Origin of the sequence: uncultured Maribacter sp. (assembly GCF_947496775.1) — a bacterium.
GTDB lineage: Bacteria > Bacteroidota > Bacteroidia > Flavobacteriales > Flavobacteriaceae > Maribacter_B.
The window spans coordinates 129697-142873 of sequence record NZ_CANMDU010000004.1; the positions used below are offsets into that span (position 1 = coordinate 129697).

The 13177-nt window shown below is 33.3% G+C and carries 11 protein-coding genes; 4 read left to right on the forward strand and 7 right to left on the reverse strand.

Features of this window, described 5'->3' with window-relative positions; all coding sequences use genetic code 11:
• Nucleotides 1-3: 3 nt before the first annotated feature.
• A complete protein-coding gene (gene ileS / locus Q0856_RS08660; protein WP_298478854.1) occupies nt 4-3402 on the reverse strand; it encodes an isoleucine--tRNA ligase in 3399 nt (1132 codons plus the stop codon).
• A 182-nt stretch (nt 3403-3584) separates the two neighbouring features.
• On the opposite strand from ileS, the gene Q0856_RS08665 reads away from it, so the two are divergent.
• Entirely contained in the window at nt 3585-3962 is a 378-nt protein-coding gene (locus Q0856_RS08665; protein WP_298504195.1) for a hypothetical protein, read from the forward strand.
• Between the two features lie 52 nt (nt 3963-4014).
• On the opposite strand, the gene Q0856_RS08670 is transcribed toward Q0856_RS08665, so the two are convergent.
• From Q0856_RS08670 to Q0856_RS08685, 4 genes are all read right to left on the reverse strand, one after another.
• Entirely contained in the window at nt 4015-6444 is a 2430-nt protein-coding gene (locus tag Q0856_RS08670; RefSeq protein WP_298478848.1) for a TonB-dependent receptor, read from the reverse strand.
• Entirely contained in the window at nt 6428-7147 is a 720-nt protein-coding gene (recO, locus tag Q0856_RS08675; protein WP_298504198.1) for a DNA repair protein RecO, read from the reverse strand. Before recO ends, Q0856_RS08670 begins: the two co-directional genes overlap by 17 nt.
• A 97-nt stretch (nt 7148-7244) precedes the next feature.
• Nucleotides 7245-8588 (reverse strand): NADP-specific glutamate dehydrogenase, encoded by a 1344-nt coding sequence (gdhA, locus tag Q0856_RS08680; protein ID WP_298504199.1) that lies wholly within the window; start codon nt 8586-8588, stop codon nt 7245-7247.
• A 210-nt stretch (nt 8589-8798) separates the two neighbouring features.
• On the reverse strand, nt 8799-9953 hold the full coding sequence (locus Q0856_RS08685; RefSeq protein WP_298504201.1) for a PLP-dependent aspartate aminotransferase family protein: 1155 nt from the start codon (nt 9951-9953) through the stop codon (nt 8799-8801).
• A 121-nt stretch (nt 9954-10074) separates the two neighbouring features.
• Between Q0856_RS08685 and Q0856_RS08690 the strand changes: the two genes are divergently transcribed.
• A complete protein-coding gene (locus tag Q0856_RS08690) occupies nt 10075-10818 on the forward strand; it encodes a DUF3298 and DUF4163 domain-containing protein (RefSeq protein ID WP_298504204.1) in 744 nt (247 codons plus the stop codon).
• Here the strand turns inward: Q0856_RS08690 and Q0856_RS08695 are convergent.
• The gene (locus Q0856_RS08695; RefSeq protein WP_298478834.1) at nt 10815-11279 is read right to left on the reverse strand and encodes a DinB family protein; all 465 of its coding nucleotides are present in this window, start codon (nt 11277-11279) and stop codon (nt 10815-10817) included. The genes Q0856_RS08690 and Q0856_RS08695 overlap by 4 nt on opposite strands.
• Before the next feature lie 107 nt (nt 11280-11386).
• Between Q0856_RS08695 and Q0856_RS08700 the strand changes: the two genes are divergently transcribed.
• Both Q0856_RS08700 and Q0856_RS08705 read left to right on the forward strand, forming a co-directional pair.
• Nucleotides 11387-11740 (forward strand): ArsC/Spx/MgsR family protein, encoded by a 354-nt coding sequence (locus Q0856_RS08700; RefSeq protein WP_298478831.1) that lies wholly within the window; start codon nt 11387-11389, stop codon nt 11738-11740.
• Nucleotides 11737-12630 (forward strand): DMT family transporter, encoded by an 894-nt coding sequence (locus Q0856_RS08705; protein ID WP_298504207.1) that lies wholly within the window; start codon nt 11737-11739, stop codon nt 12628-12630. Before Q0856_RS08700 ends, Q0856_RS08705 begins: the two co-directional genes overlap by 4 nt.
• Here Q0856_RS08705 and Q0856_RS08710 read toward each other — a convergent pair.
• On the reverse strand, nt 12614-13090 hold the full coding sequence (locus Q0856_RS08710) for an acyl-CoA thioesterase (protein ID WP_298478826.1): 477 nt from the start codon (nt 13088-13090) through the stop codon (nt 12614-12616). The two genes, Q0856_RS08705 and Q0856_RS08710, sit on opposite strands and share 17 nt — an antisense overlap.
• Nucleotides 13091-13177: the final 87 nt, after the last annotated feature.

Consider the following 13177-nt stretch of genomic DNA (forward strand, 5'->3'; position numbering starts at 1 on the left):
ATTTTAATGTTTTACAATAAACAATTTAGTGTTTACTTGGTCGAAAACAACTTCGGTCCCACTATCTAATTTTTCTTCAAAATGTAAATCCGCTGTTAAAGTTTCCGTCTTAATATACGTTAAATTCTTTGCAACCGCTTCTTCAACTATGCCGTCCTTTAACATTTTAATATCAATTTTATCTGTTACTTCAAATCCAGATTCTTTTCTAATGTTTTGAATTCTATTTACTAGTTCTCTAGCAATTCCTTCTTTTTTTAACTCCTCATTAATAGTAACATCTAATGCAACTGTAATTTTTCCTGATGTTGCTACTAACCATCCTTCTATATCTTGAGAAGAAATCTCTACATCCTGTAACTGTAAATTAATAATTTTATTTTCTATTGCAATAGATAATTCGCCGTTCTGCTCTATTTTTTGGATATCTTCTTGCTTAAGTCCTGCAATCGCCTTAGCAATTTGCTTCATCTCTTTACCATATTTAGGTCCTAAAGTCTTAAAATTAGGCTTTATCTGTTTTACCAAAATACCAGAAGCGTCATCTAGTAATTCTATTTCTTTTACATTTACTTCCGATTTAATTAAATCTGCCACAGCTTCTATTTCATGCTTTTGTTTTTCGTCTAAAATAGGAACCATTATTTTTTGTAATGGCTGACGCACTTTTATTTTTTCTTTTTGTCTTATCGATAAAACTAAAGAAGTAATAGTCTGCGCATTTTCCATTTTACTTTCTAACTCATTATCTATAAATTCTTTATTACAAATAGGAAAGTCTGCCAAATGTACGCTTTCAACTGCGCCTTTTTCTGCTGTATTTGTTAAGTCTTTGTAAAGTCTATCCATAAAGAACGGTGCCACTGGAGCAGATAACTTTGCTATAGTAACCAAACAGGTATAAAGTGTCTGGTATGCCGAAATTTTATCTTGCTCATATTCTCCTTTCCAAAAACGCCTTCTACACAATCTAACATACCAGTTACTTAGGTATTCTTGTACATAATCCGAAATTGCTCTGGTAGCCCTTGTTGGTTCATATTCTTCATAGGCTTGATCTACCTTTTTAATTAAACTATTTAATTCAGATAGAATCCATCGGTCTATTTCTGGTCTTTCAATTAGTGGAATTTCTGCTTCTGCATATTTAAAATCATCCAAATTAGCATATAAAGCAAAGAAAGAATACGTATTATATAGTGTTCCAAAAAACTTTCTTTTTACCTCTGCTATTCCTTCTACATCAAACTTTAAATTATCCCACGGGTTAGCATTAGAAATCATGTACCAGCGGGTCGCATCTGGTCCATGAGCACTCATAGTTTCAAAGGGGTCTACAGCATTTCCTAAACGTTTAGACATTTTCTTTCCTTCTTTATCTAGCACTAATCCGTTAGATACTACATTTTTATAGGCTACGGAATCAAAGACCATAGATGCAATTGCATGTAGTGTGTAAAACCAACCTCGGGTTTGGTCTACTCCTTCGGCTATAAAATCTGCAGGGAATGTCTCTCCTTTATCTATTAAATCCTTATTTTCAAAAGGATAATGCCATTGTGCATAAGGCATAGAACCACTATCGAACCAAACATCAATAAGATCACTTTCTCGTTTCATTGGTTTTCCTGATGGAGAAACTAAAGTAATTTGATCTACAATATTCTTGTGTAAATCTATTTTCTCGTAGTTTTCGTCACTCATATCACCAACAACGAAATCTTTAAAAATATCTTTATCTAAAACACCTGCTTTTTGTGCTTTAGTCATTTCTTCTTTTAACTCGGATACAGAGCCTATTATAATTTCTTCCTTACCATCTTCTGTTCGCCAAATTGGCAAAGGAATACCCCAATATCTAGACCTAGAAAGGTTCCAATCATTGGCGTTTGCTAGCCAGTTACCAAACCTACCTTCTCCTGTAGATTTAGGTTTCCAATTAATGGTCTGATTTAATTGAAACATTTTATCCTTTACATCCGTCACTTTAATAAACCAAGAATCTAACGGATAATACAATATAGGTTTATCTGTACGCCAACAATTTGGGTAACTATGAACATACTTTTCTACTTTAAAGGCTTTATTTTCTTCCTTTAAACGAATAGCTATTTCTACATCTATAGAACGCTCCGGAGCTTCTCCTTCTTCATAATATTCGTTCTTAACATACTTACCTCCCCATTCTCCTAATTCTGGTCTAAATTTACCCTGTAAATCTACTAAAGGAACTGGATTTCCGTTCTCATCTAAAACGAGTAAGGGTGGTATTTCTGGAACAGCTTGCTTTGCCACAAAAGCATCATCCGCGCCAAATGTTGGTGCCGTATGTACAATACCTGTACCATCTTCCGTAGTAACAAAATCTCCTGCAATTACTCTAAACGCATTTTCTGCATTTTGATAAGGCTGTACTAAGCCTATTAGTTGTTCGTATTTTATACCAACAAGATCCTTTCCTTTAAACTCTTTTACTATATAATATGGTATCTTTTTATCCCCAGATTTATATTCTAATAGCTCTGGCTTTGTTTCTACAGCTTTAAATTTTCCAACAAATTGTTTCCCAACTAAATTTTTTGCCAAAACAACATTCATTGGCTTAAATGTATATTGGTTGTAAGTCTCTACTAAAACATATTCTATTTTAGGACCAACTGTTAAGGCAGTATTACTAGGTAACGTCCAAGGTGTTGTTGTCCATGCTAAAAAATATACGTCCCCTTCATTTTGTAAAAAGCTAGGTAGCGTATTTTCTACCGCTTTAAATTGTGCTGTAACAGTAGTGTCTGTTACATCTTGATACGTCCCAGGTTGATTTAATTCATGAGAACTTAATCCAGTACCAGCTTTTGGAGAATACGGTTGTATAGTATACCCTTTATAGATAAGGTCTTTATTATAAATTTGTTTTAACAACCACCAAACCGATTCCATATACTTGGATTTATAGGTAATATATGGATCCTCCATATCTACCCAATATCCAACTTTTTCGGTCATTTCATTCCAAACATCAGTATAACGCATTACAGCTTTTTTACAGGCTGCATTATATTCTTCTACCGATATTTTTTTTCCTATATCTTCTTTGGTAATACCAAGTTCTTTCTCTACTCCTAATTCAATAGGTAATCCATGGGTATCCCAACCTGCTTTTCTTTTTACTTGAAAACCTTTCATGGTCTTATATCTAGGAAAAATATCCTTAATAGTACGAGCCATTACATGATGAATACCCGGCATACCATTTGCCGAAGGTGGTCCTTCATAAAAAACATAACTTGGATTCCCTTCTCTCGAAGAAACACTTTTATCAAAAATATCGTGTTCCTTCCAGTAATTAAGAATTTCTTCTGCCACTTTTGGCAAGTCTAAATTGTTGTATCCCGCAAACTTCATTATTTCAGTGCTCTACCTTTAAATTAAGGCTGCAAAATTATAAATTTTGATTGAATAAAAGGCTCTTAAACCCAACCAATATACCTCCTTATACCTTCTTTCTTAGATAATAACATCTAAAATTTGGTTTTTTACGTATATATTTGCGTTGAAAACATATTAAACACTAAAAAACATTCACAATGAAAAAAGTAATTTTAGGATCAATTTTAATGGTTGCATTAAGTGTATCTTTTGTTTCCTGTAGAGAAACTGCTGACAAAGCAAAAGACGCTACAGAAGCTGCTGCTGACGCTGCAACTGACGCTGCCGATGCTGCAGGAGAAGCTGCTGGTAATGCAGTTGATGCCGCTAAAGATGTAGCTGGTGATGCTGCTGACGCTGCTGGTAATGCAATTGACGCTACCAAAGACGCTGCAAATGGAGCTGTTGATGCTGCTAAAGACGCTGCGGGTAACGCAGTTGATGCAACCAAAGACGCTGCAAATGATGCTGCCGACAAAGCTAAAGATGCTGCAGGAGCTGCTGCTGATAAAGTTAAAGATGCAGTAAAGCACTAAGAACTTATTCTCATAAAAAAGGGCGAAACATTACTGTTTCGCCCTTTTTTATTTAAAATTGATATGCAATACCTAAAATAAAATTAATTCCGGGAGCAGTAATCCCCGAAGAATATGTTCTATATCTTTGGTTCGTAATATTTTCTAAACTAGTAGACATTTTAAACCTGGAAGCAATAGCGTACTGCGAACGAAAGTTAAGCGTGTACCATGACGGCGAGTACGGATTACCATCTTTATCTAAAGCATATATATAGTCTTTGTTCCTTTCTGAGGTAGCTAAGTTATTATAAGATATCTCTCCATTATAATTAACAAATAAGTCTGTTTTTAATTTTTGATTTTTCCAAACTAAATGCAAATCTCCGAAAGTTGGAGATACATGCCTTGCAGGGGATTCGGTTCCGTCATCCTCTTCTTCTATCCCTTCCGTGAAGGTTAAATTACCAGAAACAGAAAAACTTTCTGTCAAATACGCATCTAAACCAAATTCAAAGCCATAAACATAAGCTTTCGCAGCATTTTGCATAGCTTGTACGGTACTTAACTCTCCATTATAAATTATTTCTGATTCTCCATTAAACAAAAAATCTCTTCGAACTAGTGCGTCTACTAAATAAGTATAAAATGCCGCTCCTTTTAAAACCAATTTGTCTTTAACATTTTTATGAACCCCTAACTCTACATTATAGGCATACTCTGGCTCCAAATCTAGATTAGGGACTACAACGGAGCCAGGTTCTGAATCAAAAACTTTACCTACATCATCTATATTAGGAGATCTAAAACCGGTTGATCCATTACATGTTATTTGCAGGTTTTTTTGAGGAAACCAACTTAACCCCAAACTTCCTGTTAAAGCCCCTGTACTTAACGTGGCATTATCAAATGGAAAGGGATAAAAAGTAGTGTCAAAGTCTGCATTTATCCAAACATGACTATATCGTAAACCCGATAAAAACGTAAAATTAGGCTTAGCCTTATATTCTCCATTTACATAGCCAGCAACGGTTTTCCAACTAGAACCGTTCGGATATCTTGATGGAGCCTCTTCTGTTTCTCCTGTATCTAGGTTCTTTTCTATTCCTTTAGAATATACTTTGTTAAAAATAAACTCGCCTCCGTAATACAACCGTAAATCTCCAATTTTTTTATTTTCAAAATCTAAGTTTGTAGATAACGCATCTACTTTCTCATTCGTAGAATACAAATTAGTATCTCCAAAATATCTACTGTTTCTACTTTCCTCAAAGTATTGATATGCTGTTGTAATTTTTAAACCATCATAAAACTTACCATTCCCTTTTTTATGTAATTGCATATTAGCCATGAACCATTTTTGTGGTCCATAGTACCAATCTCCATAACGCAAACTCACCCCATCACTTGATGGTCTAATTAAACGATCATACCTGGAATAATCTGAGGTTTCCGAATAATAAGTTCCCAAGTTTAAATCCCATTTACGATTAGGTTTAAACAAAACTTTTTGCATAATGTTTATCTGACTATAGCCGCTAGTAACTTGTTTTCTAGGAGTATCATTAGGTATCAATACATCTTGCCCCTCGACTCTTTTTACGTAGAAATTCCTTAAATAGGAGTCGGGACCAGAACTACCCATTTGCAAGTCTTGAAAATCATTATAAGTAACGCTTGTTAACAAACCCCATTTTTTCTTCCCAACATTAACATTAGCGTGTATAGTATTTTCCATATTGGAAGTTGAAAAACGATAATTGGCATTTCCGGATACGGCCAAACTATCTCCCATAGAAAGACTTGCTTTTTTGGTGTAAAAATTCATCACCCCTCCTATAGCATCACTACCATAAATAACAGAGCCAGGTCCAAATATTATTTCTGTATTCTCAATTGTAAAAGGGTCTACAGAAATAACATTTTGTACGTTTCCACCTCTAAAAATCGCATTATTCATACGAACCCCATCTACGGAAATCAATAATCTGTTCGTTGCAAACCCCCTAATCATAGGGCTGCCTCCTCCTAACTGACTTTTTTGCACAAACACTTTTCCGCTTTTTTGTAAAACATCCGCAGTCGTTTGTGGGGTTGTAAAAGCAATACTTTTAGCATTTACGGAAACTATCTTATTAGGAATATCTTTTTTTTGCTGTTCCCATTTAGAAATAGACATTACCACCTCATCTAATTCGTTTGGTTTTAAAACCAACGAAACTCTATGGTTATGCTTAACAATTTGCGTTTTAGTGTTCTTATAAATATCGTAACTAATATGTTTAAAAATAATACGCTCGCTAGAACCAAATTCTGCTAAATTACAGTACCCGTTAAAATCTGTAATAGTGGTTTTTGTTTTGCTGCTATTATATACTGCTACATTAACTATAGGTTCGTTAGTAATACCGTCCACAACCCTAATTTCTTGAGCGGAAATAAGGTTAAAAAAAAGGAATAACATTAGTAAACCTACATTTTTCATACTAACTAAAAACTTCATTTAAGACGTCTAACGATTTGGGTTTTCTAAATCCCTGCAAATGTAATTCAAAATACAGAATAAGCGATCTTAATAACTCTTGCCTACCTAGCTTATTTAGGCTAATGGTATGTAGTGCATCAAAATTTATGCCCAATAGGGTTTTAAAATTGAGCAAATTATCATTTTGTAAAATAGGGTTTAAAGAAGGGGTGTTTATAAACTCTCCTTCTAACAAATCGAAATAAGATTCATGGCTATTCGTTGTATCCGGAAATATTCCCAAATACTTAGTTAAATGCAATAAAAAATAAAGATGAAAATTAGCAATTTTATCATTCGTATCTAACCATTGCAACATAGTTTCTAAATACAAAAACAAATCTTCATTGCTCTCCTCTTCATGAATACTATTACCCAACATTTCTGATAAAAAAAGAGTCATGGCGTTTTTTGCTATTTGCGAATGTAAGGTTTGGTAATGAAAATTTACTTTGGCTTCTTTAATACTTTCTAAAGTACCTTTGTTTCTATGATTAGCAACTATGTCTAACTGCATTAAAGGTTGAAAATAAGCTGTTTTTAACCTTCCTTTTTTTGAAGCTAAAACTCCCTTTAATAAGTAGGATTTAAGGCCATCCGAAGCTGTAAATGCTTTTACAATTAAACTTGTGTCCCCGTATTTTAAGGAAGACAAAATTATGGCCTTAGTTGTTATTTGCATAAATAATATTAAATCTAATCAAAGATAATTGTAATATAACAAAAAAGGCTCTCCAGAACACCGGAAAGCCTAATTCTATACTTAATCCTAAAAAGAATTATATAACGCCTTGCGCTAACATAGCATCTGCTACTTTAACAAAACCAGCAATATTTGCTCCTTTAACATAGTTACAATATCCATCTTCTTCCAAACCAAATTCGATGCAAGAATTATGAATATCAGCCATAATTCCTTTTAATCTTTCGTCTACTTCTTCTCTTGTCCAGCTAATTCTTAAGGAGTTCTGGGACATTTCTAAACCAGAGGTAGCCACACCACCTGCATTTGAAGCTTTTCCTGGAGCAAAAAGTATTTTAGCATCATGAAAAGCATGGATAGCGTCTGCTGTAGAAGGCATATTTGCTCCTTCTGCTACACAAATACAGCCATTAGCAATTAACTCTTTAGCATGTTCCACATTTAATTCATTTTGTGTTGCACATGGTAAAGCAATATCGCAAGCTACACTCCAAGGTTTTTCTCCTGCATGATAGGTGGCTGAACTATACTTTTTAGTATATTCGGATATACGGGCTCTTTTATTATTTTTTAAATCCATAACAAAAGCCAATTTCTCTGTATCAATACCATCTTTGTCATAAATATATCCAGCAGAATCGGATAAAGTAACCACTTTACCTCCTAATTGAATTACTTTTTCTGCTGCATATTGCGCAACGTTACCAGATCCAGAAAGAACCACTGTTTTACCAGCAACATCTTTACCTTGCGTTTTTAGCATACTTTCTGCAAAATACACTGTGCCATAACCAGTAGCCTCAGGACGTATTTTGGAACCTCCCCAAGAGAGTCCTTTTCCTGTTAATACTCCGGTAAATTCGTTTCTAATTTTCTTATACATTCCAAAAAGGAATCCTATTTCTCTTGCTCCGACACCAATATCTCCAGCAGGAACATCTGTGTTTGGACCAATATGTCTGTTTAGCTCTAACATAAAGGCATGGCAAAAACGCATTACTTCATCATCTGACTTTCCTTTAGGATCAAAATCGGAACCACCTTTACCACCACCCATTGGCAGTGTAGTTAAACTATTTTTAAATACTTGCTCAAAAGCTAAGAACTTTAAGATACTGGCATTCACAGAAGGATGAAAACGCAAACCACCTTTATACGGGCCAATTGCAGAATTCATTTGTATGCGATATCCTCTATTTACATGTATCTCTCCTTGGTCATCTACCCAAGCAACTCTAAACGAGATTAATCGTTCTGGCTCTACCATTCTCAAAAGAACGTTTTTACCATTATATATTTCATTTTTAGCAATGTATGGTATCACAGTTTCTGCTACCTCTTGTACTGCTTGGATGAACTCAGGTTCATGGCCATTTCTGGCTATCACCTCATCCATAAAACCTTTAATTTTTGCTTCCATAAAGCTAATTTAATATCTTATTAATATTGATAATTTGAAAATATAACGGCGAAATTATGACATTACTATAATTATATTGCTATTTTTTTTCGTTAAATTATCATAAAATCAATAAGGAAAGTATTTTCCTACTAGATGTAAGTTTGTATTTTTTTATTCTTTTTGCAATAATATTTTATATAACTTAAGATTGTTCTAAACCATAACAAGTTAACTTAAAGCATTCTCCAAATCCTTTATTAAATCTTGTACATCTTCTATTCCAACACTAACTCTAATTAATGCATCTTTAATACCAATTTTTTCTCGTTCTTCTTTTGGCATGCTTCCATGAGACATACTAGCAGGATGCCCCACCAAACTTTCTACACCGCCAAGAGATTCTGCTAAGGTAAAAAGGGATAGTTTTTTTATAATCTCTATAGCTCTATTATAATCCCCTTCTTTAGGCATAAAAGATACCATCCCGCCAAAATATTTCATTTGATTTTTAGCAATTTCGTGATTAGGGTGGTTCTTAAAACCAGGCCAATATACTTTTTCTACTCTCGGGTGTTGATTAAGGAATTTCGCTATAGTAGCTGTATTTTCGCAATGCCGTTGCATTCTTACATGTAATGTTTTAATTCCTCTAAGAACTAAAAAGCTATCCATGGGTCCGCAAACGGCTCCACTTGCATTCTGAATAAAGTAAAGTTTATTTGCCAGTTCTTTTTCCTTAACGACAATACCACCAACTACAGTATCGCTATGACCTCCTAAATATTTAGTTGCAGAATGCATTACTATATCCCCTCCCAAATCTATAGGTCTTTGCAAATATGGTGTTGCAAAAGTATTGTCCACCGCCACAAGTAGTTTATGCTCCTTAGCTATATTTGTTATTGCCTTAATATCTAATATATTCAGCATAGGATTGGTAGGGGTTTCCATCCAAATAAGCTTTGTGTTCTTTGTTATATAATTTTCAATAGTCTCTACATCGTGCATATTTATAAAATGAAAAACTAATCCGTATTTCTCAAAAACTTCTTTAAACAATCTAAAACTTCCTCCATACAAATCGTAATTCGATAAAATTTCATCTCCAGGATTAAACAATTTCATTATGGCATCAATAGCAGCCAAGCCACTTCCAAAAGCCAAACCATAATTTCCGTTTTCTATACTTGCTAAAGAATTTTCCAACGCTGTACGTGTTGGGTTTGCACTCCTTGCATAAGCATAGCCTTTATGCTTTCCAGGCGTAACTTGGGCAAATGTTGAAGTTTGATATATTGGTGGCATAATAGCTCCATACCCTTTCTCTAGTTCTTGCCCTCCATGTATAGTTTTACTATTAAACTTTAAATCTTCTTTATTCATAAAATAGAATTAACTTAGTCGAAAATCGTATTGCTTGTAATACCTTTTAAATTTACACTATTCTCTTTGGGGATAATAATGAAGGTGTATTTTTGTGTAATAAAAATAGTACCCCTCAGATATGAAACCTATATATATTGCTTTCTTTTTTTTAATAATTGTAACTAGTTGTAAAGATGAATCTTTATTATCGTTTGAGCCTATAGTAATTGAAGAAGCGGAATGCGACACTTGTCCTGTCGTAAAAATTAATATCCCTAAAGCTTTGGAAAATGACAAAATTGATAATGCTATAAACACAGCTATAAGAGAAGAAATTATAACGCTTCTTAATTTTGATGAATCCGTAGAAATAAACTCTATAAAAACAGCGATTTCCTCTTTTAAAAATGGATACTCCGATCTAATGAAAAAATTCCCAGAAGAATCTACCAAATGGGAAGCCTCTATCACTGGTGCAGTTTCTTATGAGGACAAAAACGTAATATCCATTATGCTCACCTCTTATTTATTTACTGGAGGTGCTCATGGATATACCTCCACTAGATTTTTAAATTTTAATAAGAAAAAAGGAGTGGAACTAGAAAATTGGGAGCTTTTTAATACCGATTTTGATTTTGTAAAATTTGCCGAACTTAAGTTTAGAATACAAGAAGATATATCGCAAAACGCGCCTATTAATAACACTGGTTTTATGTTCGAAGATGATTCTTATTCTCTACCAGCAAATATAGGGTATACCAAAAATGGATTGCAACTTTTATACAACCAATACGAAATAGCTTCTTATGCAGATGGCCCAATTACTCTAACCATTCCTTATTCAGAAGTTAAAAAATATCTCCTTATAAAATTAAAGCTCTAATTACTTAATAAAGCTTTTTCTAAAGAAAGAATTACCCCTAAATGCACCCCTTCATGGTATACATTAAAGGCTATAGCATCTTCCACATTAGTAAGTGTAATTTTTGGCGTAGTGGTGTACTCATTAAACTCTTTAAAAATTCCATTATTATAATCTTCTTCTACCCATTCGGCAGTAGAAAATAAAAAGGCAGACATCATTTCTATTTCCTCATCTGTAGCTGTACCGTCTGGTACAGTTCCTTTTTTATACTTATCAATAATAGCGGTATCTATTTTCATCTCTAAATTACTCATTTTATAAACGAGTAATTGCTGCGTTACTACTACATGTGCAATATTCCACCAAATACTATTTCTAAAACCCTCTGGTATTTTAACCAATTGTTCCTTCGGTGTATTTTCTAATATTCTATACAATATTTTTCTATTCTTTAAAGTAATATCAAATAGCTTTTCCACTAAGATTATTTTTTAGAGTTACAAGGATTCCTTTTACTCTATCAAAAATAGAACATTACCTTTAAATATGGTTTCTTTGCCAAATAAATATCTAAATAGATTTCGATATGAAAAAATTGTATCATTTAAGCACTTGCGATACCTGTAAAAGAATAATTAAAGAATTACAGCCACTAGATGGCTTTACGCTCCAAGATATTAAAAATGATAGTATTACTTCTGAACAATTAGCAGAAATGCATGCTCTTTCTGGTTCCTATGAATCTTTGTTTAGTAAAAGAGCTAGATTATTTAAAGAAAGAAATTTAAAAGAAAAAGCTTTAACCGAAAACGATTATAAAGAGCTTATTTTAGAACACTATACCTTTCTTAAAAGGCCTGTGTTAATAAATAGCAACAAAATCTTTATCGGAAATAGTAAAAAAACGGTTGAAGCTGCCAAACTAAATATACATTCTTGAACCAAAGAACACTTGCTATACTAGCCGCATTGGCGACTACAATTATATATGGTATTAACCATACTGTCGCTAAGGGGGTAATGCCCATATATGTAAAACCTTTTGGTTTTATATTATTACGAGTTATTGGCGCTGCTATATTATTCTGGATAGCTTCTTTTTTTATTCCAAAAGAGAAAATAGACAAACAAGATTGGCCTAAGTTAATACTTTGTTCCATATTTGGAATGGCCATTAATATGTTAGGTTTTTTTAAAGGACTAGAACTTTCTACTCCTATAAATAGTGCAGTATTAATTACTGTAACCCCAATAATTACGGTTATTTTATCTGCTTTTTTAATAAAAGAAAAAATAAAATTACTTAAAGCTACGGGAATTATAATTGGCTTTATAGGTGCTGTAACCCTTATCCTTTTTGGAGCAAAATCGGCACAGAATGCACCTAATATTCCTCTTGGAAATATCCTATTTATTGTTAACTGTGTTTGTTACGGAACTTACCTAATCCTCGTTAAAAAACTAATAGAAAAATACCACCTTTTTCGTTTAATGAAATGGATGTTTACTATAGGAATTGTAATTAACCTTCCTATTACTTTTTCGGAAGCAAGTCAAATTCAATGGGTATCTTTACCTATACATGCTATCGCCTCTATTGGTTTTGTAATTTTTTGCACTACGTTTTTAACCTATCTATTTAATGGTTTTGCTCTAACACAATTAAAAGCTTCTACGGTTAGTGCCTTTGTATACGTACAACCTTTAATAGGCATAATTTTTGCTCTTGTTACAGGAAAAGACACACTAAATACCTTAAAAATAGGAGCCACTCTTCTAATATTTATTGGTGTTTATTTAGCTACCAAAAAACCTAAACTAAATCTTTAGGAAGTTTTGCAAATTTTCGAGTGTCTTCTTTAGATAAAACTCTAAAGTTTTCTGGTTTTTCAACACTATTAAACGCTGTTAAAAAGTCTTCCGAAAGACCAGTTAAAGCTCTAGTTTTTAAATCCATCCAAGCCCCCATCATTTCGCAATGGGCAAAATTTCTTCCTTTATAATCATAAAAATTATGATGAAATTCAAAAAACTTACCATCATCACTCATACCAACAACTTCCATCGACACTTTTACGGGCCTCCCTGGAAAAGCCTCTTTAAAGTAATACATATGTTCGTAAAAAACGACAGGACCAATACCTTGTTCTGCCATGGTTTTATGATTAAACCCCAATTCCATTAAAAAAGCCATACGAGTGTGACTCATAAAATTTAAATATGCCGAGTTCGCCAAATGCCTATTAGCATCTACATCACTCCACCTAATTTCAAATTCTTTTAAGTACATATAATATTTTTTTGCTATGCATGCATAATACCTGATAAAAATACCATAGTTTTGAATAATCGAGCATTTTTTTTCAAAAAATTTTAT

Coding starts and splice junctions, on each gene's coding strand:
- Q0856_RS08700 (WP_298478831.1), top strand. CDS start 11,387: ATGAAAAAATTGTATCATTTAAGCACTTGCGATACCTGTAAAAGAATA.
- Q0856_RS08685 (WP_298504201.1), bottom strand. CDS start 9,953: ATGAATAAAGAAGATTTAAAGTTTAATAGTAAAACTATACATGGAGGG.
- Q0856_RS08665 (WP_298504195.1), top strand. CDS start 3,585: ATGAAAAAAGTAATTTTAGGATCAATTTTAATGGTTGCATTAAGTGTA.
- Q0856_RS08690 (WP_298504204.1), top strand. CDS start 10,075: ATGAAACCTATATATATTGCTTTCTTTTTTTTAATAATTGTAACTAGT.
- ileS (WP_298478854.1), bottom strand. CDS start 3,402: ATGAAGTTTGCGGGATACAACAATTTAGACTTGCCAAAAGTGGCAGAA.
- gdhA (WP_298504199.1), bottom strand. CDS start 8,588: ATGGAAGCAAAAATTAAAGGTTTTATGGATGAGGTGATAGCCAGAAAT.
- recO (WP_298504198.1), bottom strand. CDS start 7,147: ATGCAAATAACAACTAAGGCCATAATTTTGTCTTCCTTAAAATACGGG.
- Q0856_RS08710 (WP_298478826.1), bottom strand. CDS start 13,090: ATGTACTTAAAAGAATTTGAAATTAGGTGGAGTGATGTAGATGCTAAT.
- Q0856_RS08670 (WP_298478848.1), bottom strand. CDS start 6,444: ATGAAGTTTTTAGTTAGTATGAAAAATGTAGGTTTACTAATGTTATTC.